The following is a 24,126-nucleotide window of genomic DNA, read 5'->3' as shown; positions in this document are numbered from 1 at the left end:
ATTCGCCCGACGCCTCGAGCAAGGATCCCCGATGCCTCCCAGCACGCCCGTCGTCCCCGCCCCGCCCACCGAGCCTTCCGGCTCCCCGGCGCCTGAAGCCCCTGCCGACTCGGCGAGCGCTGTCGCCTCGGCGAACCACGCGGTCGCCTCCCCACCAGCTCGCCGTTCCCTGCTGTCGATGGCCCTGGCGGGCTCGGCCGCCGCCGCGGTCGGGGTGCTCGGCGGCCGCGCACCTGCCGCCACGGCCGCGGGCCCGGCACTGGCGGGCGGCCGCGGTCACGGGCCGGGCCGGGGGCGGATCCCGGGCCTCGACGACGTCGACGTGGACAGCCCCCGGCCCTTCACCGAGGCGCAGCTCTCCGCCGAGTACGCCTCCGATCGCACGGTCGACTACGTCCCGATGCTGTCCGGCTTCCTGACCCTGCAGCGGGAGCATCCCGAGGTGCTCGAGGAGAACCTCGAGCGCACGCTGCGGATCAACCACGACGCGTCCGACGAGCAGGAGGCTGCGGCGATCGTCGACGAGTACGGCGACATGTCCTACACGATGGCGAACGGCCTCGGCGCACGGCTCGGCGAGATCTACCAGGCGGCGGTGGACGCCGGGCGACTGCCCCGCACCACGTCCCTGATCCACAAGGACGGAGGGCGGGCCCAGAGCGAGTCGACCAACCCGGCCAAGGAGTTCTTCGACTACGACCGGCCCTACGTCGTCGCGCCGGACCGCTACGTCCCCCGGGACAAGGAGGGCGGGGACGCCTACTCCTCGACCTCGGGCGCGTATCCCAGCGGCCACACGAACCAGGCCTACTGGCAGGGCACGCTGCTGGCGACGCTGCTTCCGGAGCTCGCCCCGCAGATCCTCGCGCGCACCGCCGAGTCCGGCCACTTCCGGATCGTGATGGCGATGCACTACCCGCTGGACGTGATCGGCGGCCGCATGATGGGCCAGGCCGCGATCGCCAAGCGCTGGGCGGACGACGAGTTCGCCGAGCTGCTGCTCGCGGCTCGTGCCGAGCTGTACGCGGTGCTGCAGGAGGACTGCGGCCGCGACCTGCTGCGCTTCGTCCAGAGGGACACCGCCTACCTTCCGGCCGAGGAGGCGTGCCGCCTCTACCGCGAACGACTGACCTACGGCTTCGGCCGGGTCGCCCCGAGCGGCGTGCCGATGGACGTCCCCCGGATCGCCGCGTCCCTGCTGCGGACCAGCCATCCCCGTCTCACCGAGGGGCAGCGACGGCAAGTGCTCGAGCTGACGGCGATCGACTCCGGCCATCCCCTGGACCTCAGCGTCCACTCCACCTCGTCCTGGCAGCGGATCGACCTCTGCGCCGCGATGTCGGCGCACGTCGATGTGGACCGCGACGGGACAGTGCATCTGCGCTGAGCTGCGGGAGGCGTTCCCGCGGGAACGCCGCCAGAATCCTTCAGCCCCAGCCCTCGGTCCGCTCCTTCAACTCCCGGTAGGTGCCCAGCACCTCGGGCGTCGGCTCCGCGTCGACGACCTGCGAGCCGCTGATCTCCCAGGCCGGCGGCTCTGCGATGCCGGCGAGCGCCCAGGCGGCCTGGCGGGCGGCGCCGAGGGCGACGTACTCGCCGTCGGGCGCGATCGTGACCTCGCGGCCGAAGATCGCCGGTGCCAGCTGCTGGACGGCGCGGGAGCGGGCGCCGCCGCCGATCAGGGTGATGCGCCGGGCGGCGGTGCCGGTGCGCTCCTCGAGGGCGGCGATGCCGTCGGCGAGCGAGCAGAGCAGGCCCTCGACGTAGGCGCGGGCCACGTCCTCGCGGGTGGTGGAGGTGCTCATGCCGGTGAGGGTGGCGCGGGCGGTGGGCCGGTTCGGCGTGCGCTCCCCGTCGAAGTAGGGCAGGAGGGTGACGCCGTGCGCACCGGGGACGGAGGCGAGGGCCAGCTGCGCCATCTCCTCGTGGTCCACGCCGAGCAGGGCGCGGCCGGCCTCGAGGATGCGGGAGGCGTTGATGGTGGTGGTCATGGGCAGGAAACGGCCGGTCGCGTCGGCGAAGCCGGTCACGGTCCCGCTCGCGTCCCCGGGCCGGGCGTCGCTCACCATCGCGCACACCCCGGAGGTGCCGATCGAGACGGAGACGTCGCCCGGGCCGAGGGACAGGCCGAGCGCGGCGGCCATGTTGTCGCCGGTCCCGGCAGCGATCGCGGCTCCGCCACGGCCCGTGGAGGTCACAGCGGTGCGGGCCATGATCTCCTGCGGGGCCGACGGAAGGCGCGGCAGCTCGACGGCGCGGCCCAGCGCGGCCTCGGCGAGATCCGGCCGCCATGCCTCCTCGCGGGTGGAGTAGTAGCCGGTGCCGGAGGCGTCGCCGCGGTCGGTGAACGGCGCGGTACCGGGCTCGGCGAGGTGGAGGGAGACGTAGTCGTGCGGGAGGAGCACCCGGGCGGCGCGCTGTGCGTTCTCGGGCTCCTCGTCGCGCACCCAGCGCAGCTTGCTCGCGGTGAAGGAGGCGACCATGAGGCTGCCGATCTCCTCGACGCTCGCCGCGGCGCCACCCATCTCCTCGATGAGGGTCTGCGCCTGCGGGGCGGAGCGGGTGTCGTTCCACAGCAGCGCAGGACGCACCACCTCGCCGGCCTCGTCCAGGAGCACCATGCCGTGCTGTTGGCCGCCGACGGAGACGGCGTCGGCCCGCTCGAGCAGCGGCCCGGCCGCGTCGTCGACCGCGGCGAGCCAGGAGCGGGGGTCCACCTCGGTGCCGTCGGGATGCGCGGCGCGGCGCTCCTCGAGGACCTGACCGGTCTCGGCGTCGACGAGCAGCGCCTTCGTGGACTGGGTGGAGGAGTCGATGCCGAGGACGAGCGATGCCATGAGGTGGTCCTTTGCGGGCGGGACGGAGTGGGAGGGGCGAAGTGGGGGCGGAGCAGGAGAGGCGTGGGCGAGCGGAGCCGGGTTGCGAGAACCGGCGCTCAGCCAGCATCCATCGACCCTATGAGGGACGGAAGCTGGCTGAGCGCCACCATTCGACACGGCCCTGCCGTATCCCGGGCCCAGCGGCGCGGCGCGCCCCGGGCCCGGCCGGGCTCAGGCGCGGAAGCCGAGGAGGTGCTGCATGGCCAGCTGCTGCAGGCGCACGAAGCCGTAGTTCCGCTCCCCCGCCGCATCGGCGTCGAAGTCCTCGAAGGTGGAGCGGTCCGCGAGGAGGTCCTCGAGGGTCTCGCCCTCGCCGAGGGTGGGCTGGGCGAGCTCGTCGATGCCGGAGTAGGCCAGCGCCTCCTGCACCTCGGAGTCGGCCCGGAAGGCGAGGGCCCGCTCCTTGAGCATCAGGTACATCTCCATGTTCGCCGCGGCGGAGTCGTACTGGCCCTGCTCGTGCTCGGTGCGGGAGGGCTTGAAGTCGAAGTGGCGGGCGCCCTGGTAGGCGCCGGGCTTCGACGGGAAGCCGTTCTCGAGCAGGTCCACGGTGAAGAACGCGCTGATCAGGTCACCGTGGCCGAACACCAGGTCCTGGTCGTACATCGGGCCGTGCTGGCCGTTGAGGTCGATGTGGAAGAGCTTGTCGCTCCACAGCGCCTGGGCGAGGCCGTGGGTGTAGTTCAGGGTGGCCATCTGCTCGTGGCCGGTCTCGGGGTTGATGCCCACGATGTCGCCGTGCTCGAGCTGCTCGATGAAGGCGAGCGCATGGCCGACGGTGGGCAGGAAGATGTTGCCGCGGGGCTCGTTGGGCTTGGGCTCGAGGCCGATGCGCAGGTCGTAGCCCTTGTCCTTGATGTAGCCGGCCACGGTGTCCAGGCCCTCGCGGTAGCGCTCGAGGGCGGCGTGGAGATCCTTGGAGCCGTCGTACTCGGAGCCCTCTCGCCCGCCCCACATCACGAAGGTGGTCGCGCCGAGCTCGGCGGCGAGGTCGACGTTGGCGAGCACCTTGCGCAGGCCGAAGCGGCGCACGGAGCGGTCGTTGGAGGTGAAGGCGCCGTCCTTGAAGACGGGGTGGGCGAAGGTGTCGGTGGTGACCATCTCGATCACCAGACCCGTCTCCTCGGTGACGGCCTTGAGCTGGTCGATGATCCGCTGGCGCTCGGTGGGGGTGGCGTCGAAGGGGACCACGTCGTTGTCGTGGAAGGTGAAGCCCCAGGCGCCGAGCTCGGCGAGCTTGCGGATGTGGGCGGTCAGCTCGAGCGGCGGGCGGGTGGCGGAACCGAACTGGTCCTGCGCCTGCCAGCCGGTGGTCCACAGGCCGAAGGAGAACTTGTCGTCGCGGGTGGGGGTGGGTGCGGTCATGGGGCGGTGCTCCTCGGTCGGGTCGACGGCGTCGTCGTGGCGCTGCGGGCAGGTGCTCGCGGCGCACGCCATCCCTTAGTAAGTTTCCGTTACTAATCTACCCATGGGAAGCTGTCCCACACAAGCCGAACGGCCCACCAGCTCTCCCCGCCGACGACGAGGACGAGAGGAAGGACCCGATGCAGTCCACCCACCTGCGCGAGCACAACCTCTCCGCCGTGCTGCGCGCCCTGCAGACCGCCTCCTCCCCCACCTCCCGGGCGGGCCTGGCGACCCGGACCCGCCTGACCAAGCCGACCGTCTCCAAGCTGGTCGAGGAGCTCGTCGGCGCCGGCCTGGTCGAGGAGGGCGAGCCGGTCGCGGCCGGCGCCGGGCGGCCGATGGTGCCGCTGCGCCCCGCCTCCGGCACGCTCATCGCGATCGGCCTCGAGATCGCGGCCGATCACATCTCCTGCCTCGGCATCGACCTCACCGGCGCCGAGCTCGCCCGCCGCACCACCTACCACCGGGTCGCCGAGGGCACCGCGGAGGATGCCCTGGCGCTGGCAGCCCAGCTCGTGCACGAGGTCCGCGACGAAGCTCGCGACGTCCCGGTCGTGGGCGTGACCGCCGCGATCCCCGGACGCCTCTCCCCCGAGGACGGCCGGATCCTCTCCGCCCCCGGCCTGGACTGGGCGGACGTGCCCGTCGTCTCCCGCCTCCAGGAGCTGATCGCGCCGGCGACCTGGCCCGTCGACGCCCAGAACGACAACCGCCTCTCCGTGCTCACCGAGATCGACCGCCGGCCGGGAGAGTCGTTCCTCTACGTGCGCGGGTCCACCGGCGTGGGCGGCGCGGTGGTGCTGGGCGGCACCATCCTCGAGGGCGCGCACGGGTGGGCCGGCGAGTTCGGGCACACCGTCGTCGCCCCCGAGGGGCGGCGGTGCCGCTGCGGCCGGCGCGGCTGCCTCGAGGCCTACATCTCCTATCTCTCCCTGGTGCGCCAGGCAGGGCTCTCCGACGACGTGCGGATCGAGGACCTGGTCGAGGAGCTCGCCCGCAGCTCGAGCCGCGCCGAGGTGATCGGCGTGATCGGCCGCTCCCTCGGACTCGCGATCGCGAACGCCCTGAACGTGCTGGACCTGTCCACCGTGGTGCTCTCGGGCTATCTCGCCCCGATCGCCGAGGAGATCACCCCGGTGGTGCAGCAGACCGTGGACGCCCACGCCCTCGCCGCCGAGGCCGGACCGGTCGCGATCCAGCGCGCCGACACCCTCGCCGACCCCGCCCTGCACGGGGCCGCGCGCGCGGCGCTGAAGCCCGTGTTCGACCATCCCGTCACGTGGATCGAGCGAGCGCACTGAATGATGCCGACCGCAGAACGCAGAGGGGACCCGATCACCCGATGGACCACCGCACCCTCATCCGCCGTGGAGCGGCGAGACGCTGGCTCGAAGCACTCCCTCTCGGCAACGGCCGCCTGGCCGCGATGGCCTGGGGGGATCCGGAGCACGCACGGTTCTCCCTGAACGAGTCGACGCTGTGGTCGGGTGCGCCTGACGTCCACCAGGATCGCCTCGTGGACCAGGTGACCGCGCGCGACGCGCTCGCCCGCGCCCGGAAGCTGTTCTCGCAGGGCCAGGTCCCCGCCGCCGAGCAGGAGCTGTCCGTGCTCGGCATGACCTGGTCGCAGGCCTATCTTCCCGTGGGCGACCTGGTCGTCGCACGCGGCGCCGCCTCCGAGCACACGTCGGAGCCGACGAGAGAGCTGGATCTGGACACAGGGGTGCACCGCGTGATCGAGCCGGGGGGAGCCGAGCACCTCAGCCTGATCAGCGCTGCGGACGAAGTGCTGGTCCACGCCTTCCCGCTCGCGCCGCAGCAGACCCTCGAGGTCACCTTCACCTCGCCGCTGCGCGAGATCACCCGCACCGCCTCAGCAGACGGCCTCGACGTGCTGCTGCGGGCCCCCTCGGACGCCCCTCCCGGCCACGCCCCCGGTGCGCCGCCCGTGCAGTTCGGCGATGACGCCTCGCACGCGGCCGTCGCCCTCCGGTGGCGGTGCGAGGACGGCCGGTGTCTGCTGGTGTGCGCGATCAGCACCTCATGGCGCGGCCTCGGCGAACGACCCGATCGGCCGACGGCTGACATCGTCGACGACGCGGCGCGCACCGCAGCAGAGGCGCTCGCACGCGCCGAGTCCGACCTCCTCGCCCGCCATGCCGCGCACCGGGCGGCCCAGCCCAGCGGGATGCGCCTCGTGCTCCGCGACTCGACCAGAGGCGCGGAGCAGACCGAGCCGCCCGCGGGGGACGCCCCGGAGCCGGCAGCGCTCGCCCCTCTCCTGTCCACGGTGGTCGCCTACGGCCGGTACCTCCTGGACGCCGCCTCCCGGCCCGGCCTGCCTCCTGCCAACCTGCAGGGGATCTGGAACCGCGAGCTGATCGCCCCCTGGTCCTCGAACTTCACCACGAACATCAACCTGGAGATGAACCACTGGCTCGTCGGCCCCGCCCACGTGCCGCACGCGGCGGAGGCGCTCGAGGAGTTCGTCGCGCTGCTCCGGGAGCGGGGTCGCCAGACGGCACGTCGCCTGTACGGCGCGGACGGCTGGACCGTGCACCACAACACCGACGCCTGGGGGTACACCGCCCCCGTCGCCGGGGAGACACGGTGGGCGATCTGGCCCATGGGCGGGCTCTGGCTCGAGCTGCAGCTCGACGACATCGCCTCCTACAGCGGCGAGCGCCCCGCCGAACGCGCTCGTCGCAGGTTCCCGCACCGACGCGAGGCCGCCCGCTTCGCGCTCTGCCTGCTGCACCCGGACAGCGAGGGTCGCCTGGTCACCTTCCCCTCGACCTCGCCGGAGAGTCGGTGGCTCATGGAGGACGCCACCCCGGCAGCGCTCACCGAGGGCTCCGGCATGGATCGCTGGCTGGTGCGCGAGACACTGCGCGGCCTGGTCGATGCGGCGGATCACCTCGGGGTGGACGACGATCCCGTCGTCGAGCGCGCCCGGAAGCTCCTCCCCCGCCTTCCGGATCCGCAGATCGGGCACGACGGGCGGGTCCTCGAGTGGCACGCCTCGCTCCCGGAGGAGGAGCCGACGCACCGGCACGTCTCCCACCTGGCCTTCGCCTTTCCCGGCACCGACGCGCTCGACGCCGCCGCCGAGGAAGCCGTCGCCGCGACCCTCGAGGCCCGCGGCGACGAGGCCACCGGCTGGTCGCTGGCCTGGAAGGCCTGCCTGTGGGCGCGGCTGCGCCGGCCCGCACGCGTGCAGCGGCTGCTGGAGATGTTCCTGCGCCCCGCGGAGACTCCTCAGGGCGAACGCGCGGGCCTGTACCCGAACCTCTTCTCGGCCCATCCGCCGTTCCAGATGGACGCGAACTTCGGGATCGTCGCCGCGGTCGCCGAGTGCCTCCTCCAGTCCCATCGCGGCGAGGTGGAGCTGCTGCCCACGGTCCCCGAGCTGCTCCGCGACGGACGGGTCTCGGGACTCCGTGCGCGCCCCGGGCTCGTGGTGGACATGGAGTGGGCCGACGGATGCCCGTCGGCGGTGAGGCTGAGCGCGGCCGGGCCGGGAGGAGCCGGCACGCACCGGGTGCGGTGGCGCGGGTGCACCGCCGAGGTCGCCGTCCCGCGCCGGGGGACGGTCGAGGTCGACGTCACGGCGTGGTCCGACCGGGGGCGAGGTGCGGACGTCGCGTTCCGATCCTGAACGGGAGAGAATGACTGACGCCCCTGCCACTGCTCGACGGAACGGGAACACATCCACGATGGCCACGATGACCGATATCGCCCGGGAGGCGGGGGTCTCCCTGAGCACGGTCAGCTACGCCCTCAGCGGCAAGCGTCCGATCTCGGCGGAGACCAGGGAGCGCATCCAGGCCGCGATCGCCCGTCTCGAGTACCACCCGGCGGCGAGCGCCCGGGCGCTCGCCCTGAAGCGCACCTCGCTGCTCGGAGTCGCAGTCCCCCAGCGGGAGGCCGTCGATGCGCATGTGATCATGGCCTTCGTCAGCTCCTTCCTCGCAGCGGCGCACGAGCAGGACTTCGACATCCTGCTGGTGACGGCCGAGGACCATGCCCGCACCCTGCGGGTCGTCGACGAGGGCAAGGTCGACGCCCTCATCGTCATGGATCTGGTGGAGGACGACCCTCGCATCCCGTCCCTCGCCCGGCTCACCAGACCCGTCGTGCTCATCGGCTATCCCGACGAGACCGGAGGGCTCACGTGCGTGGACTTCGACTTCCTGGCGGCCGCCGAGGACGCGGTGCACCAGATGCACCGCCGCGGCTCGCAGCGGATCGCGATGGTCACCTCACCTGCCTCCCGCGAAGGGAGGACCCCGACCTACGCGCACCGTGCCCGGCTCGGGTACACCCGGGCCTGCCGGGACCTCGGCATCCCCGTCGAGATCGTCGAGATCGCCGCGGACCTCGAGGAGGTCTCCACCTTCGTCGCCGCCGAGATCCTCGACGGGGCCGGACACGACGGCCTGTTCGTCCACCACGAGCGGGCGCTGCCCCTGCTCGGGCGCGCCTTCGCGGCTGCGGGCGTGGACTGCCCGGAGGCGGTCCAGGTCGTCGCCCTCGCTCCTAAGCTCGTGGCGACCACGGGCCCCTGGGACGTCTCAGGGGTGGACCTCCCGATCGCGACCATCGGGCGCACCGCCGTGACGATGCTCCTCGAGCATCTGGCCGACCGGGAGGCGCCCCGCCGCTCCCGACTGCTCAGCCCGACCTTCCAGGCGCGCGGGACCACCCGGGGCTGAGCCCGGCGAGGGCGGTCCGGCCTGCGGACGCGATCAGCCCTTCACCGCCCCGATCATGACGCCAGAGGTGAAGTGGCGCTGCACGAACGGGTACACCAGGAGCACCGGGACCAGTGCGATGACCATGACGGCCATCTGCACCGCGAGCGTCGCCACCTGGCCGGAGCCCACGTCCACCTGCCCGGGCACCGAGACCCCCTGCAGCACGAAGGAGCGCAGCACCACCTGCAGAGGGAGCTTCTCCGGGGTGTTGATGTAGAGCACCGCGTTGAAGAAGGCGTTCCAGTAGCCCACCGCGTAGAACAGGGAGACCACCGCGACGACCGCCTTGGACATCGGCAGCACCATCTGGAACAGGATCCGCCAGTCGGAGGCCCCGTCGATGCGCGCGGACTCGAGGATCCCCTGGTCGATGCCCTGGAAGAAGCCGCGCATGATGATGATGTTGAACGCGTTGACCGCCGTGGGCAGGATCAGCGCCCAGTAGGTGTCGATCATGTGCAGCGCGTCGACCAGCAGGTACGTGGGGATCATCCCGGCGCCGAAGAACATCGTCCCCAGCAGCAGGAACAGGATCGGCCGGTGCGCGAAGGTCCCCGGTCGGGAGAGGCCGTAGGCGGCCAGGACGGACACCAGCACGGAGAGGAAGGTCCCCACGGCGGTCACGCCGATGCTGACCAGCACGGCCCGCGTGACCACGCCGCCGGAGAGGACCTGCCGGTACGCGTCGAGCGTGATCCCGTCGGGGATGATGACGAGCCCGCCGGCGGCGGTGATCGCGGACTGCGGCGACAGGCTCGTGAGGATGATCGTGTAGAGCGGCCCCAGGATGACCAGGCAGATGAGGACCAGCACGGTCCCCTTGCCGCTCTTGACGACGAGGCCGGGCTCCTCGTCCCACGCGGGGCGCTGGCCGCCGGCGCGGCGGCGCGCCCGAGGGAGCCCCTCGTCGATCGTCGCGATCGCCGGGGCGATGTCGGGTTCGTGGTCGGTCGAGGTCTTCATGCCTTCTGGTACACCCCCGCTTCGCCCAGCAGGTGGGCGACCTTGTTCGCTGCGATGATCAGCACGGTGCTGACCACCCCCTTGATGAGTCCGGCGGCCGCCGCATAGCTCCAGTCGCCGTTCTGGATGCCGGTGTAGTAGACGAAGGTGTCGAGCACCTCCGCCGCCCCGGCACCGACCGCGTCCCGCTGCAGGATGAGCTGCTCGAAGCCGACGGACAGGGCGTTGCCGAGCTGGAGGATCAGCAGCAGCACGATCACCGAGCGCATCCCCGGCAGGGTGACGTGCCAGATGCGCTTCCACTTGCCGGCTCCGTCGATCGCGGCGGCCTCGTACAGGCCCGGATCGATCGCGTTCAGCGCGGCGAGGAAGACGATGATGCCCCAGCCCGCGTCCTTCCAGATGATCTGCGAGGTGATGAGGATCAGGAAGGTGTCCGGGTTCGTCACGAAGTCCCACGGCGGCGCACCGATGCCGCGCAGGAACTGGTTGACTATCCCCGCCCCGCCGAAGATCTGGTAGAAGACCGAGACCACGACCACCCACGAGAAGAAGTGGGGCAGATAGACGATCGACTGGATGACGGTGCGGATCCGCACCGACAGGATCGAGTTCAGCAGGATCGCGAGCGCGATCGGGATGGGGAAGAAGAACACCAGCTGGAACGCGGTGATGATCAGCGTGTTCGTCACGGCGTTCCAGAACGCCGAATCGGCGATGACCCGCTGGAAGTTCTCGAGCCCGACGAACTCGCTGCTGCGGATCCCGACGAAGGGCGAGTAGTCCTGGAACGCGATCACGTTGCCGAGGATCGGCACATAGGCGAACACCAGCAGCAGCACGACCAGCGGCAGCGTCATCAGCAGCAGGGACCGGTCACGGCGCAGGCGGGTCCTCCAGGGCGCAGAGCGGGAGGGCGGACGGGATGCGGGGGCGCGGCCCCCGGAGGGGCCGCCCCTATCTGCCTTCTCCTGCACGGTCGGCGCGGTGCTCATGCTCTCTCCGTTCCTCGGTTGTTCATGACCTCGCTCGACGCTCAGTCGAGGAACTCGGCGTAGAACTCGCGCAGCTCGTCGCCGCCGTCCGTGCGCCACTTCTCGACGGCGGCGTCGAGGGTGTCGATGCTCGCGCGGCCGCGGGAGATGTCGACGACGAGGTCGTCGATCGGCTGCCCGAGCGAGCCGAACTTCGCGGGCTCCTGGATCTGGATCCCGAAGAAGAGCGGCTCCTGCACGAACTCGGACTGCCGCGCCATCCACTCGGAGGAGTCGCGGACGTATTCCGGGAACTGGACGACCGAGTTGGAGATCGCGGGCTGCGCGAGGAACTCGTAGGTGGAGGTGATCTCGCGGCTGCCCTGGTCGGTCAGCTGCGGGACGCCGTCGTCGTCGAGGGTGTGGTGCACGCCCTCCTCCCCGTAGCTGAGGAGGGTGTTCTCCGTGGTCCCGAACTGGGCTGCGCAGAAGTCGGCGATGCGCAGGGCCTCCTTGACGCGCTCCTCGTCCTCGGACTTCTTCAGGAAGGAGAAGATGTTGACGGGGTGGCTGCGGAAGAGGACGGGGTCGCCGCCGTCCGGCGCGAAGAAGTCCATGGCCATCGGGTCGTAGTCGGGGTTGCCCGGCCTCACGCGGGCAAGGCCCTCGTGCCAGCCGCCGACGCCGTCGTTCATGACGAGCGTCTGCCCCGCCTCGAAGCGGTCCTTGGCGTTGCCCGTGCCGGCGACGGCGTCGGGATGCATCGACCCCTGCGCGATGATCTCGGTGAGCAGCGCGATCGCCTCCTTGAACTCCGGCGTCTCGAACCGGTGGACGAGCGCCCCGCCCTCCTCGCGGAAGGTCGGCGGGAGACCGTGGAGCAGCTGGATGCCGGTCCAGATGTCCTCGCATCCCCAGCGGTTGGCGCTCGCGTCCGTCGCCTCGGCGAGGACGGCGAGCAGCTCGTCAGCGCTGGTGGGCACGTCGAGGCCGAGCTCGTCGAAGAGATCGCGCCGGTAGAAGAGGGCGTCGGTGATGAGCTCGGACGGATAGGGCAGGCCGAAGATCCGGCCGTTGAACATGCAGTACTGCCAGGTGGCGGGGTCGAGGCGGGCGAGGTTCGGATAGTCCTTGATGCCATCGCCCTGCAGGTGCTCGGTGAGGTCCGAGAACATGTTCTCCACGCCCTCGATGAAGCGCGGCGGGATGTTCCAGGAGGGCAGCACGATCCAGTCCGGCATGCTCCGCGGGGAGGCGAGCACGGTCTGGATCTTGTCCGCGTAGGCATTGCCGTCGGAGGGCTGGAAGTCGAGCGTCGCCCCCAGCGCCTCGTTCACCGCGTCGTAGTAGGCGTTGTCGCCCAGGGACGGCGGCGTGGTCCACCAGGCGGGGCTCATGACGGTGAAGGTGCTGCCCGCGCCCGGCGTGTCGGGGACGGAGGTCTCGAACTCGGAGGGCATCGCCGCATAGCCGGGGGTCGAGCCGTTCACGCTCGGGTAGTCGGGCTCGACCAGGAAGGACAGCTCGCTGGAGGGGGTGTTCGCCTGCACCTGCTCGGCGAGGTCGGCGCCGGTGAGGACTCCTCCAGCCGAGCCCCCGGACCCGCCTGCGCCGGAGCCTCCGGAACCGCAGGCCGAGGTGGTCAGCGCGAAGCCGGCGCCGAGGCCGGCGAGGCCGAGGGCGTTCCGGCGGGACATCGGGAGGCTGCGGGTGCTCTGAGGGCTGTTCGGTCGGACGTTCATGGATGCGCTCACTTCCTCGTGGGGGACGCTGCGCCGCCGTTCGGCGCACAGGGGATCGACGAGCTCCGGGGGACGGCTCGACCCGGATCCTGAGGGGACTTGTCGACCATCGAAGCGTTTCGATAGGGTGGATCTTAACTCCGCTCCAGGAACGCTCGCAAGACGCTCGCCGACACCGACGCCCGTTCCCGTCCTGACAGTCAGAAGGTGCCATGCCCTCCTCCTCGTCCCGTCCCCGCCCCGTCGCCGAGGTCTCCCCGCAGGACCTGTCACGCCTGGAATGGGCGCGCCGCACGGTCGCCGCCATGACGGTCCGGGAGAGGATCGCCCAGCTGCACCAGCACTCCCCCGGGGTCGCCCGGCTCGGCATCGCCCCCTTCGTCACCGGTACCGAGGCCCTGCACGGCGTGGCCTGGAGGGGGCCGGCGACCCAGTTCCCCCAACCGGTCGGGATGGCCGCGTCCTGGGACCCGGAGCTCCTGTCAGAGGTCGGCGCCGCGATCGCTTCCGAGGTGCGCGCGTTGCACGCGGCAGATCCCCGCACCAGCCTGGATGTGTGGGCGCCCGTGGTGAATCCGCTTCGCCATCCGCTGTGGGGCCGCACGGAGGAGGGTTATTCGGAGGATCCGCTCCTGAACGCGGAACTGGCCTGCGGCTTCTCGGGCGGGCTGCGCGGCGAGGGAGACACGTGGACGACCCTCCCGACCCTCAAGCACTTCCTGGCCTACTCGAACGAGACCGACCGGGACGCGACGAGCTCCGACCTCTCCCCGCGGGTGCTCCACGAGTACGAGCTGCCCGGGCACCTCGAACCGCTGGTGCGCGGCCTGGCCGCCTCCGTGATGCTCTCCTACAACCTCGTCAACGGGCGACCGGCCCACCTCACCGACCTGCTGGAGTCGCAGCTGCGCTCCCGGCTGCCGGACCCCGATCTGCTCTTCGTGGTCTCGGACGCGGGCGCTCCCTCGAACCTGTTCCGCACCCAGGGGGTCGTCCCGGGCGCCCCCGAGGCGTACGCCGCGATGCTTCGCGCGGGCGTGGACTCCTTCACCGACAACGACGCCGATCCCACCGAGACCGTCGCCGCGCTCACCGACGCGCTCGAGCAGGGGCTGATCGAGGAGTCCCACCTCGATCGCGCCGTGGTGCGCCAGCTCGTGGCCCGCGCCCGCACCGGGGAGTTCGACGACTCCCCGGCGCCGTCCGCGCCCGTGGACCGGGTGGCCGCGCACGCCCTGGCGCGCGAGGTCGCCACCCGCTCGGCAGTGCTCCTGGCACGACGCGACCCGCAGGCGCTGCCCCTGAGGCCGGGCCGCACCGCGGTGCTCGGCGAGCGGGCGCACACCGTCCTGCGCGACTGGTACAGCGGGGACTTCCACGACGCCACGCCCCTGGCCGACGCGCTGCGGAGCCGCTCCGAGGGCCATGACGTCGTCACGTCACGGGCGCTGGACCGGATCTCGCTGTCCGCGCCGCTCCCACCGGCCCCCGGGGGCGTCTGCCCCGACGCCGTCTCTGCCGACCCGGTGCTCCTGGCCGCCGACTCCTCGCTGCGCTGCAAGCGGCCGGCCGCGGACGGCCCCGCCCCGCTCTCGCACGAGGCCGCGCGCCTCGAGGTGCTCGAGCTGGACGACGACGTGATCGCGCTGCGCGAGACCTCCACGCAGCGCCTGGTCGCCCCCGACGAGCGAGGACGCCTGGCCGCGTGCGCCGACCGGATCGGCGGCTGGGTCGCCCAGGAGACCTTCCGCCGCACGAGGGAGCCGGGCGGCACCTGGCGCCTGCAGCACCTCGGCTCCGGCCGGTCGGTCGGGGTCGAGCACCGAAGCGGCGCCCTCGTGCTGCGTGACCACCGGCCGGGCTCCGCCGTCCCCTTCACGGTCGCTGAGCATCACTCCGGGCGCGAGGCGTTCGACGCGGCCGCGCGCGGCGCCGAGACCGTCGTGCTCGTGCTCGGCAACGACCCCCACGTCCACGGCCGGGAGACCGAGGACCGTCCGGACGTGCGCCTGCCCGCCCCCGCCCGCGCCGCGGCCGAGCGGCTCGCCGCGCTCCCCGATGACGTCGCCACCGTCCTCGTCCTCATCTCCTCCTACCCCTACGACCTCGAGGGGCTCGAGGACCGGGTGGGGGCCGTGGTGTGGTCCAGCCATGCCGGGGAGGCGGAGGGCACCGCCCTCGCCGACCTGCTGACGGGGCGCCGCAGCTTCTCGGGGCGGCTCGCGCAGACCTGGCCCGGCTCCGCGCCGCTGCCGTCCGTCCTGGACTACGACGTCATCACCACCTCGTCGACCTACCTGTACGGCCAGGAGGCACGCTTCGCCTTCGGCCACGGCCTCGCGATCGACCGCCCGCGATGGGAGCGGAGCGAGGTCACGGCCACGGCAGACGGCCTGCAGGTCGAGGTCACACTCTCCCCGCCGCCCTCGCGGCATACCGCGGGCCCGCTCCACGAGATCGTCCAGGTCTATGCCGACGTCCCGGTCGACTCCTTCTCCCGGCGCCGCTACGCGGCCCCCCGCACCCGGCTCGTCGGCTTCGCGACCAGCGAGGTCGCCGAGCAGGGGACGACGACCGTCCGGCTCCTGGTCCCGTTCGACCGCCTGGCCCTGTTCGCCCCGGACCGCGAGGGCTGGGAGCTGCCGGACGGACCGGTGACCATCCGGGTCGCCCGTTCCAGCACCGATGCCGTCTCCTCCCACGAGGTGCGCGTCCCCGCCGTCGTGCGGGAGGAGGCCCCGGTGCCGCTCGCCCGCCCCGGCCGCGTCCCCGCGGAGCGGGCCGAGGAGACCTCGGGGCTCGCCCGCGGCGCGCTCACGCTCCTGGCCGGCACCGACCTGCGCCCCACCGGGACCGCGCCGGGCTGGGCGGACTTCGTGCTCGACGCCGGCACCGTCGTCACCTCGCTGGAGAGCCGCCCGCTGGGCGCCGAGGACGAGCCCGCCTCCCGCGTCGAGCTGATCGACCCCGCCGCCGCAGACCCCGCGACCACGCCGAGCCTGTCGCTGCCGCACACCGTGCCCTCCGAACGGGGACGGCCCACCGGGCGGGTCCGCGCACGACTCGTCGGCCCGCTCGCCATGACCGGCCTCGTGACGCAGCAGCGCTGATCACCGACCCGGCCGATCGCCGGGACACCGCCCCCTCACCCCGCGCACCAGGACACCTGGACGCCCGAGCAGTCCACCTCCGAGGAGTACTCCGATGAAATTCACCAATGGCTACTGGCTGATCCGCGACGGGGTGACGCTGCAGCGACCTGCAGGCGTGCACGACGTCGAGCAGCGCGGCGACGAGCTGCGCGTGCACGCACCGGTCACACGGATCCTCACGCGCGGGGACACCCTGAACACCCCGGTCATCACGGTCAGCTTCGCCGCCCCGCGGGAGGACGTCATCGCCGTGGAGATCGAGCATTTCGCGGGGCACCGCCAGTCCCGCCCCCGCTTCGTCCTCGAGGACGCCCCGGTGACCCCGCGGATCCATCGCGATGACGAGCGGGAGGTCGTCGAGTTCTCCTCGGGACGCCTGACAGCCCGGATCGCCCTGTCCGGGCCGTGGCATGTCGACTACCTGTGGGACGGGGAGGTCCTCACCTCCTCGACCGAGCGCTCGATCGGGTACGCACAGGTCGAGGGCGAGGGCCCCTTCGTCCACGAGCAGCTGTCCCTGGACGTCGGCGAGCACGTGTACGGACTCGGAGAGCGCTTCGGCGCCTTCGTGAAGAACGGGCAGAGCATCGACATCTGGAACGCCGACGGCGGCACCAACTCCGAGCAGGCCTACAAGAACGTGCCCTTCTACCTGTCCTCTCGGGGCTACGGCGTGCTCGTGGACGATGCCGGCCCGGTGTCCTTCGAGGTGGGCTCCGAGAACGTCTCCGCCACCCAGTTCTCCGTGCCCGGAGAGCGACTGCGGTACGAGGTCTACGGCGGCGGCACCCCGCTCGAGGTCCTCGACCGCTACACCGCCCGCTCCGGCCGCCCGCCCGCCGTCCCCGACTGGTCCTACGGTCTGTGGCTGTCGACCTCGTTCACCACCGAGTACGACGAGGCGACGGTGCTGTCCTTCGTGGACGGCATGGCCGAGCGCGGTATCCCGCTGAGCGTGTTCCACTTCGACTGCTTCTGGATGCGCGGCTTCCACTGGTCCGACTTCGTCTGGGATCCCGCGACCTTCCCGGACCCGCGCGGGCTGCTGCGCAAGCTCCACGATCGCGGCCTGCACGTGAGCGTGTGGATCAACCCGTACATCGCGCAGCGCTCCCGCCTGTTCGCCGAGGGCGCGGAGAAGGGCTACCTGCTCCTGAAGGACGACGGACCCGAGCCGTCGATCTGGCAGAGCGACCTGTGGCAGGCCGGGATGGCGCTCGTCGACTTCACGAACCCCGAGGCCACCGCCTGGTACACGAGCGCGCTCGAGAAGCTCCTCGATGACGGCGTGGACAGCTTCAAGACCGACTTCGGCGAACGCATCCCGGTGGACGGGGTGCGCTGGCACGACGGCTCGGACCCGTTGCGGGAGCACAACTACTACACCTCCCGGTTCAACCAGGCGGTGTTCGAACTGCTCGAGCGGCGCTTCGGGACGGGGGAGGCAGTCGTCTTCGCCCGCTCGGCCACGGCCGGTGGGCAGCGGTTCCCGATCCACTGGGGCGGGGACTGCGAGTCGACCTATGTGGCGATGGCGCAGTCTCTGCGCGGCGGGCTGTCGCTGACCTCCTCCGGATTCGGCTACTGGAGCCATGACATCGGCGGCTTCGAGGGCACCCCGGACCCGACGGTGTTCAAGCGCTGGGTCGCCTTCGGGATGCTCAGCTCCCACTCCCGCCTGCACGGCTCGAACTCGTACCGCGTGCCGTGGCTGTTCGACGAGGAGGCCGTCGAGGTCATGCGCGAGTTCACCACGCTCAAGCAGACGCTCATGCCCTACCTCCTGGAGACCGCTGACCGGACCACCCGCACGGGCGCGCCGCTCATGCGCTCGATGGTGCTGCAGTTCCCCGAGGATCCCGCCTGCCGCACCCTGGACACCCAGTACATGCTGGGCGAGGACCTCCTGGTCGCCCCGGTCTTCACCGGGACCGGGGAGGTGGACGTGTACCTGCCCGCCGGACGCTGGGTGCACCTGCTGGACGGCGAGGAGGTCGATACCGGAGACGGCGGCCGTTTCCTGCGCCGCCGCTACGACGTGCATTCGCTGGGCCTGTTCGCGCGCGCCGGCTCCGCGCCGCTGCGTCTGGTCAGGGGCGAGTCATGAGCGTCGAGCAGGCCCACCGCCGCGGCTTCGCCCCCGGGCAGATCCTCTTCGGCGGGGACTGGAGCCCGGAGCAGTGGGACCGGGCCACGTGGGAGGAGGACCTCGCCCTGATGCAGGAGGCGAGGGTGAACACGGTGACCCTCGGGGTGTTCTCCTGGTCGGCTCTCGAGCCGACGGAGGGAGCGTTCGTCACCGACTGGCTCGACGAGATCCTCGAGCGCCTCGCCGACGCGGGCATCGGCTTCTTCCTGGCCACCCCCACCGCCTCGCCGCCGCCCTGGTTCACCCGCGCCCATCCCGATGCGCTGCCGGTGCGCCCCGACGGCGTCCGCCTCACCCACGGCTCCCGGGACACCTACGCGATCAGCGCCCCCGCCTACCGGGAGGCCGCCCGACGGATCACCCGCCGTCTCGCCGACCGCTACGGGCACCATCCGGGGCTGCGCGGCTGGCACCTGCACAACGAGTACGGCACCCTCGACCACGGCCCGCACGCCGAGCACGCCTTCCAGGCGTGGCTGGAGGACCGGTACGGCACGATCGAGGCGCTGAACGCCGCCTGGTGCACGGCGTTCTGGTCCCAGGGCTACGCCTCCTTCGAGGAGATCACGCCGCCGCGCACCACCCAGTACCTGCCCAATCCCTCCCAGGCGATCGACTTCCGCCGCTTCAGCTCCGACGAGATGCTCGCGGCGATGGTCGAGCAGCGCGAGGAGATCCGCGCCGCAGGGTCGACCGCACCGGTGACCACGAACTTCATGCTGCCCACCTGGAACCATCTCGAGCAGTGGTCCTGGGCCGAGCGGGAGGACGTGGTCTCGCTGGACCACTACCTGGACACCGCCGGCCCCGATGCGGAGGCGCACGTCGCCTACGGCTCCGACCTGGCGCGCTCCTGGTCAGGCGGGCCATGGGTGCTCATGGAGCAGAACGCGACGGGCATCCGCGTGGACGGCCGCACCCTGGCCAAGGGCGCGGACCGCATGATCCGGCACAGCCTGGGCTATATCGCCCGCGGCTCGCAGTCCTCGCTGTTCTTCCAATGGCGCCAGAGCGCGGGAGGAGCGGAGCAGTGGCACGGTGCGCTGGTCCCGCACGCGGGAGGTCGCTCGCGGGTGTTCGCCTCCATCGCGCGGCTCGGCGGGATCCTGGAGCGCCTCGCGCCGGTCGCGGCGCTTCCGGCCGACGGCCCGCTGGTGCGGGCGGAGGTCGGGATCCTCTGGCACGCCGACGGGTGGTGGGCGCTGGAGACGCCGGACCTCCCCTCCTCCCACCTCACCTACTCCGCGGAGGTGCGCGCGACGCACCGCTCCTTCTGGCGGGCCGGGATCCCGGTGGACTTCGTCCGGCCGCTCGCTGACCTCTCCGCGCACCGCCTCCTGGTGGTCCCGGCCCAGTACCCGCTGAGCGACGACCAGGTGAGCTGGTTCGAGGAGTACGTCGAGGGCGGCGGGGAGCTCGTGGTCACCTACCTGAGCGGCCTGGCCGACGAGCACCTCCGCATCGCGACCGGCGGCTACCCGGGCCGGCTGCGGCGCCTGCTCGGGGTGCGCGGCCAGGAGCTGCTGCCGCTGCCCGCCGGGGAACGGGTCGCGCTCTCCGACGGCAGCGAGGTCGAGGGATGGACGGAGCTGCTCGGGGTCGAGGACGCCGAGGTGCTCGCGCGCTACACCCACGGCGACCTCGCCGGGCTGCCCGCCGTCACCCGCGCCCGTCGCGGCGAGGGCAGAGCCGTCTACGTCTCTGCGGGGTGGACCCAGGAGGCCCGGGACCGCCGTCTCGCAGAGATCGCCGCGGAGCTCGGCATCGGTCCGACCCTGCCCGGCGCTGCGGAGGCCGGGCTGGAGGCTGTGCGTCGGCGCGGGGACGGTATGGACTTCCTGTTCCTGCTGCATCACGGAGAGCGCCCGCTCACGGTGCGCGCCGTCGGGGACGACCTGATCACCGGTGCCTCGGCCCGGGACGGGCTGCGTCTCGCACAAGGCGGAGCGGCGGTGCTGACCCTCGCTCCGGATGCCCCGGTCGAGCTCGTGGAGGACTGACACAGCACAGTTCGACCTGCCCCTTCCGGACCTTCACCCGTGTCGCCCGGTCGCGGCGTCGCTCAGTCCTGGTGCGCAAGGGCCAGTGCCGCCGCCCCCACCGCGCAGGGATGGGGCTGCACGGTCGAGACCCGCAGCCGGGTCTCGTCGGGCAGCACGGCCGTCATCGCCTCGAGATAGAGCCGCGGGGCCATCGCCACGCTGGTCCCGCTGACCATCACCCGACGCACCCCGAGCGGCGCGATCAGCCCGGCCACGGCGCGGGCTATGCACGTCGCCCCCTCGGTGACGATCGTCGTCGCATCGGAGTCCCCGTGCGCGGCGGCCTCGGTGAGCCGGGCATGGGCGGTGATCACCCGTTGCTCGGCGGCGTCGAGGTGGATCCGGGAGGCGAGCCCGGCGGCGAGCGCCCGGTCCACGTCGGCGGCGATGCCGCCGCCGTCGACCGCCAGCTCGCCGCTCGCCCCACCCCACGGCAGCAGGGGCCGGCCGTCGATCAGCAGCGCGATGCCGACGGTGGGGCCGAGGTGGACCGTCAGCCAGGGCTCACCGCCAGGCTGCTCGCCCACCCATTCGCTTCCCAGGCCGGCGCACACGGCAGGGGTGCCGCGCACGACGGGGCGATCGGTGAGCTCCTCGAGATGCGTGATGAGCGCCGAGATCCCCTCGGACCCGGGACGGAGATCGGCCAGCCCGATGCCCCGGAAAGCGGCTCGCTCGGTCCTCTCGAGCGCACCCAGTGATCGCAGGGCCCGCTCGAGCTCGTCGAGGATCTCCTCGGCTCTGGCTGCGGGCCGCAACGGCATCATGACCCGCCCGCGCAGGGCCCCGCCGATCCCCATGGCGACCAGTGCGATCCGGTCGCTCTCGACGGTGCAGCCGATGGCCCAGCGGGAGGTGGTGGAGACCCGCAGGAGGGAGGCGGGCTTCCCGCCGGTGGAGCGGGCGCGTCCGCTCTCGACCACGAGCCCGTCGGCGAGCAGCCGCTTCACCGAGTTCGTGACGGTCGCGGGCGTGACCCCGAGCGCGCGGGCGATCGCGATGCGGGTCGTGTCGGGTTCACGACGGATGGCGTCGAGGATCGCGGCGTCCGTCGCGGCGCCGCTGCGGGAGATGAGCGCGGGCATGGGACCCCTGTCTGTGGCGGATCGGTGGTGCGCTCCGATCGTGACGTCTTCGTGACGATCGCGGGAGCGGCTTCGGTGTTGACGCGACGTGAAGATGGTCGCATACTCCAATCACTTCATTAAGTTACTGAAGTTAGTCACATCGCAGTGACCCCCGCACGACGGCCGGAGTCGGCCGCCGCTCCGCACTCACCGCCCCTACGCACCGCCGCGTCACCTGGAGAGCAACGATGCACCTCACCCGTCGGACCTTCGGCACCCTGTCCCTCGCCACCGCAGTCCCCGTCGCCCTGGCCGCCTGCGGCGGGCAGTCCAACCTCGACGACGGCAGCGGCGACGGCGCCGACCTGCCGATCGTCAACTGCTACAACGGAGCCGGAGCCGGCTTCACCAAGAACTTCAACCCCCACTCCCCGACCGTGCTGTCCATGGTGCAGGGCCTGATCTACGAGCCGCTCTTCTACTACAACCCGCTCGCCGCGATCGACGTGGACCCCGTGCCCCAGCTCGGCGAGAGCTTCGAGTGGAACGAGGACGGCACGGTGCTCACCGTGGCCGTGCGCTCCGGGGTGAGCTGGACGGACGGCACCCCCTTCACCGCGGGCGACGTCGCCTTCACCTTCAACGCGATCAAGGACAACGAGACCCTGAACCCCGCCGGCACCGCCCCAGGAGCAGAGGCGAGCGACGACACGACCGTCGTGCTCACCTACCCGGCGCCCTCCTTCGTCGAGGGGCCCAATGCGCTGGGCCGCACCTGGATCATCCCCGAGCACCTCTGGGGCGAGGTCGAGGACCTCGCGACCTACACCAACGAGGAGCCGGTCGGAACCGGCCCCTTCGCCCTCGGCGACTTCACCCCGGAGTCCTATCTCCTGAACGCGAACGGCGAGTACTGGGAGGAGGGGAAGCCCGCGATCGGCGGAGTGCGCGTGCAGTCCCTGTCCGGCAACCAGTCCGCCACCGACAAGTGGCTGGCCGGCGAGATCGACTACACCTCCACCTCCATGCCGAATCTCGACGAGCACGTGGCGAACAATCCCGATCTCAGCTACACGAACTCCCCCACCTCGCAGTGCGCCCTGTTCGCCGCGAGCAATCCGGACCTCGGCTGCGAGGGGCCGCAGACGGATCCGGCCGTGCGGCGCGCCCTCTATCTCGGGATGGATCGCGAGCAGCTCTCGAAGCTCGCCTTCTACGACATGGGCACCGACATCTCCCCTGCCTTCGCCCTGCCCGAGCGCGACGCCGACTTCATCGATCCCTCGATCGACGTCGCCCCGTGGAACGCGGACGTCGACGCAGCCCGCGCCGTGCTCGAGGAGGCCGGCTACGAGGAGGGCCCCGACGGGATCTATGCGAAGGACGGCGAGCGGCTGTCGATGACGGTCAGCTGCCCCACCGGGTGGTCCGACTTCGTCACCGCCCTGGACACCCTCGCCGAGCAGTACCGGTCCGTCGGCATCGAGCTGGTGCCCCAGCAGGTCTCCGTGAACGAGTGGAACGACGCGAAGTCGACCGGCACGTTCCAGCTGGTCATCGACTCGCTCGGCCAGGGTCCGGCACCGGATCCGTACTACCTCTACCACACGTTCTTCAGCACCGAGTCGACTGTTCCCGTCGGCGAGAACGGTGACCCGTACCAGAACTCGGCGCGCTTCTCCGACCCCGACGTCGACGCCGCTCTCGCCGTCGCCGCCGGCACCGACGACCCGGAGGTGAAGAAGGAGCAGTACGCGATCATCCAGCAGATCGTCAGCGAGCAGCTGCCCTACATCCCTGTGCTGATCGGCTCGAGCCTCACCGAGTACAACAACTCCCGCGTGACCGGCTGGCCCACGCAGGAGGACCTGTACTGCTATCCGATGTCCTGGTCCGCCCCGGACAACGCCCAGGTCCTCAAGACCGTCGTCCCCGTCTGAGGGAGCCGGGCGCCGCCGAGGTCGGCGGCGCCCCTGCCCCGCCCATCGTCGACGAAAGGACCGCGGTGCACGTTCTCCGGAAGCTCGGCTTCTACCTGGTCGCCCTCTGGGCTGCCGTGACCCTCAACTTCTTCATCCCCCGCGCGCTGCCGGGAAGCCCGGTCGACGCGGTGCTCTCGAAGCTCGCCCTGCGCGGCCCCGTGGATCCCGCGACCCGGGAGGCCATCGAGGTGATGCTCGGTGCCGATGACCAGGGCTCCCTCCTGCAGCAGTACGTCCAGTACCTCGCGAACCTGCTGGGCGGTGACCTCGGCATCTCGGTGACCTACTTCCCGACCCCGGTCTCCCAGGTGATCGGCCAGTCCCTGCCCTGGACCCTGGTGCTCGTGGGCGTCTCCACGGTGATCACCTTCCTCATCGGCATCACCCTCGGCACTCTCGCCGGCTGGAAGCGCGGCACCTGGCTGGACTCGCTCATCCCCGCCACCACGATCATGCAGTCCGTGCCCTACTTCTGGCTCGCACTGCTGTTCGTCTACGCGCTCAGCGTGAACCTGGGTCTGTTCCCGATCTCAGGCGGCTACGACGTGACGCTCGTGCGCCCGGCGCTGGACTACCCGTTCGTGTCGAACGCGATGTACTACGCCTTCCTGCCCGCGCTCACGATCGTGCTGAGCTCGCTGGGCGGGTGGCTGCTGGGGATGCGCAACATGATGGTCTCGACGCTGAGCGAGGACTACATCCTCACCGCGGAGGCGAAGGGCCTCCACCCGCGCCGCATCATGCTCACCTACGCCGCCCGGAACGCCGTCCTGCCCAGCGTCTCCGGCTTCGCGATCTCGCTCGGCTTCGTCGTCTCGGGATCGATCGTGGTGGAGTCGGTGTTCTCCTATCCCGGCATCGGCTTCACCATGCTCCAGTCCGTCCAGAACAACGACTACTCGCTCATGCAGGGGCTGTTCCTCATCATCACGGTCTCCGTGCTGGCGGCGAACCTCGCCGTCGACCTGCTGTACGGCGTCATCGATCCGCGCACCAGGGCGCGGGGCTGAGG

Annotated in this window: 15 protein-coding genes; 9 read left to right on the top strand and 6 right to left on the bottom strand. The window is 71.6% G+C overall.

All coding sequences use genetic code 11. From position 1 onward, the window contains the following. Positions 1–31: 31 nt before the first annotated feature. Positions 32–1,387: a phosphatase PAP2 family protein gene (locus tag D1648_RS01820; protein ID WP_122939113.1), complete on the top strand. Its 1,356-nt coding sequence runs from the start codon at positions 32–34 to the stop codon at positions 1,385–1,387. 40 nt (positions 1,388–1,427) lie between these two features. On the opposite strand, the gene xylB is transcribed toward D1648_RS01820, so the two are convergent. Both xylB and xylA read right to left on the bottom strand, forming a co-directional pair. Then, positions 1,428–2,837 (bottom strand): xylulokinase, encoded by a 1,410-nt coding sequence (gene xylB, locus D1648_RS01815; protein WP_122939112.1) that lies wholly within the window; start codon positions 2,835–2,837, stop codon positions 1,428–1,430. Positions 2,838–3,050: 213 nt separating this feature from the next. Further along, positions 3,051–4,244, bottom strand: coding sequence for a xylose isomerase (gene xylA / locus D1648_RS01810; RefSeq protein WP_122939352.1), 1,194 nt, complete (start codon positions 4,242–4,244; stop codon positions 3,051–3,053). A 179-nt stretch (positions 4,245–4,423) separates the two neighbouring features. On the opposite strand from xylA, the gene D1648_RS01805 reads away from it, so the two are divergent. The 3 genes from D1648_RS01805 (at position 4,424) to D1648_RS01795 (ending at position 9,001) form a co-directional block, all read left to right on the top strand. Then, complete coding sequence (locus D1648_RS01805) at positions 4,424–5,587, top strand: ROK family transcriptional regulator (protein ID WP_122939111.1); 1,164 nt, start codon at positions 4,424–4,426, stop codon at positions 5,585–5,587. Between the two features lie 41 nt (positions 5,588–5,628). Then, complete coding sequence (locus D1648_RS01800; RefSeq protein WP_122939110.1) at positions 5,629–7,944, top strand: glycoside hydrolase N-terminal domain-containing protein; 2,316 nt, start codon at positions 5,629–5,631, stop codon at positions 7,942–7,944. A 67-nt stretch (positions 7,945–8,011) separates the two neighbouring features. Beyond that, positions 8,012–9,001, top strand: a complete 990-nt coding sequence (locus D1648_RS01795) for a LacI family DNA-binding transcriptional regulator (protein ID WP_164518539.1) — start codon at positions 8,012–8,014, stop codon at positions 8,999–9,001. Between the two features lie 33 nt (positions 9,002–9,034). On the opposite strand, the gene D1648_RS01790 is transcribed toward D1648_RS01795, so the two are convergent. The 3 genes from D1648_RS01790 to D1648_RS01780 are packed head-to-tail and all read right to left on the bottom strand — an operon-like array spanning position 9,035 to position 12,722. Beyond that, entirely contained in the window at positions 9,035–10,006 is a 972-nt protein-coding gene (locus D1648_RS01790; protein WP_122939108.1) for a carbohydrate ABC transporter permease, read from the bottom strand. After that, on the bottom strand, positions 10,003–11,001 hold the full coding sequence (locus D1648_RS01785; protein WP_122939107.1) for a sugar ABC transporter permease: 999 nt from the start codon (positions 10,999–11,001) through the stop codon (positions 10,003–10,005). Before D1648_RS01785 ends, D1648_RS01790 begins: the two co-directional genes overlap by 4 nt. Before the next feature lie 41 nt (positions 11,002–11,042). Next, on the bottom strand, positions 11,043–12,722 hold the full coding sequence (locus D1648_RS01780; protein WP_122939106.1) for an extracellular solute-binding protein: 1,680 nt from the start codon (positions 12,720–12,722) through the stop codon (positions 11,043–11,045). A gap of 212 nt (positions 12,723–12,934) precedes the next feature. Here D1648_RS01780 and D1648_RS01775 point away from each other — a divergent pair, with 212 nt between their 5' ends. From D1648_RS01775 to D1648_RS01765, 3 genes are all read left to right on the top strand, one after another. Further along, on the top strand, positions 12,935–15,832 hold the full coding sequence (locus D1648_RS01775) for a glycoside hydrolase family 3 protein (protein ID WP_122939105.1): 2,898 nt from the start codon (positions 12,935–12,937) through the stop codon (positions 15,830–15,832). Between the two features lie 94 nt (positions 15,833–15,926). After that, a complete protein-coding gene (gene yicI / locus D1648_RS01770; RefSeq protein WP_122939104.1) occupies positions 15,927–17,981 on the top strand; it encodes an alpha-xylosidase in 2,055 nt (684 codons plus the stop codon). Continuing rightward, positions 17,978–20,023: a beta-galactosidase gene (locus tag D1648_RS01765; RefSeq protein ID WP_122939103.1), complete on the top strand. Its 2,046-nt coding sequence runs from the start codon at positions 17,978–17,980 to the stop codon at positions 20,021–20,023. The genes yicI and D1648_RS01765 overlap by 4 nt, the downstream gene beginning before the upstream one ends. 62 nt (positions 20,024–20,085) lie before the next feature. Here the strand turns inward: D1648_RS01765 and D1648_RS01760 are convergent, their stop codons facing one another. Beyond that, entirely contained in the window at positions 20,086–21,150 is a 1,065-nt protein-coding gene (locus D1648_RS01760) for a winged helix-turn-helix transcriptional regulator (RefSeq protein ID WP_122939102.1), read from the bottom strand. A 230-nt stretch (positions 21,151–21,380) separates the two neighbouring features. Between D1648_RS01760 and D1648_RS01755 the strand changes: the two genes are divergently transcribed. Continuing rightward, positions 21,381–23,072 (top strand): ABC transporter substrate-binding protein, encoded by a 1,692-nt coding sequence (locus tag D1648_RS01755; RefSeq protein WP_122939101.1) that lies wholly within the window; start codon positions 21,381–21,383, stop codon positions 23,070–23,072. Between the two features lie 65 nt (positions 23,073–23,137). Continuing rightward, a complete protein-coding gene (locus tag D1648_RS01750; protein WP_122939100.1) occupies positions 23,138–24,124 on the top strand; it encodes an ABC transporter permease in 987 nt (328 codons plus the stop codon). Positions 24,125–24,126: the final 2 nt, after the last annotated feature.

This window comes from Brachybacterium sp. EE-P12, from assembly GCF_003711805.1.
In the GTDB taxonomy this organism is placed as follows: Bacteria; Actinomycetota; Actinomycetes; order Actinomycetales; family Dermabacteraceae; genus Brachybacterium.
The sequence above is the reverse complement of the archived record's forward strand: the minus strand, read 5'-3'. Positions and strand labels throughout refer to the sequence as shown.

Coding starts and splice junctions, on each gene's coding strand:
- D1648_RS01820 (WP_122939113.1), top strand. CDS start 32: ATGCCTCCCAGCACGCCCGTCGTCCCCGCCCCGCCCACCGAGCCTTCC.
- xylB (WP_122939112.1), bottom strand. CDS start 2,837: ATGGCATCGCTCGTCCTCGGCATCGACTCCTCCACCCAGTCCACGAAG.
- xylA (WP_122939352.1), bottom strand. CDS start 4,244: ATGACCGCACCCACCCCCACCCGCGACGACAAGTTCTCCTTCGGCCTG.
- D1648_RS01805 (WP_122939111.1), top strand. CDS start 4,424: ATGCAGTCCACCCACCTGCGCGAGCACAACCTCTCCGCCGTGCTGCGC.
- D1648_RS01800 (WP_122939110.1), top strand. CDS start 5,629: ATGGACCACCGCACCCTCATCCGCCGTGGAGCGGCGAGACGCTGGCTC.
- D1648_RS01795 (WP_164518539.1), top strand. CDS start 8,012: ATGACCGATATCGCCCGGGAGGCGGGGGTCTCCCTGAGCACGGTCAGC.
- D1648_RS01790 (WP_122939108.1), bottom strand. CDS start 10,006: ATGAAGACCTCGACCGACCACGAACCCGACATCGCCCCGGCGATCGCG.
- D1648_RS01785 (WP_122939107.1), bottom strand. CDS start 11,001: ATGAGCACCGCGCCGACCGTGCAGGAGAAGGCAGATAGGGGCGGCCCC.
- D1648_RS01780 (WP_122939106.1), bottom strand. CDS start 12,722: ATGAACGTCCGACCGAACAGCCCTCAGAGCACCCGCAGCCTCCCGATG.
- D1648_RS01775 (WP_122939105.1), top strand. CDS start 12,935: ATGCCCTCCTCCTCGTCCCGTCCCCGCCCCGTCGCCGAGGTCTCCCCG.
- yicI (WP_122939104.1), top strand. CDS start 15,927: ATGAAATTCACCAATGGCTACTGGCTGATCCGCGACGGGGTGACGCTG.
- D1648_RS01765 (WP_122939103.1), top strand. CDS start 17,978: ATGAGCGTCGAGCAGGCCCACCGCCGCGGCTTCGCCCCCGGGCAGATC.
- D1648_RS01760 (WP_122939102.1), bottom strand. CDS start 21,150: ATGCCCGCGCTCATCTCCCGCAGCGGCGCCGCGACGGACGCCGCGATC.
- D1648_RS01755 (WP_122939101.1), top strand. CDS start 21,381: ATGCACCTCACCCGTCGGACCTTCGGCACCCTGTCCCTCGCCACCGCA.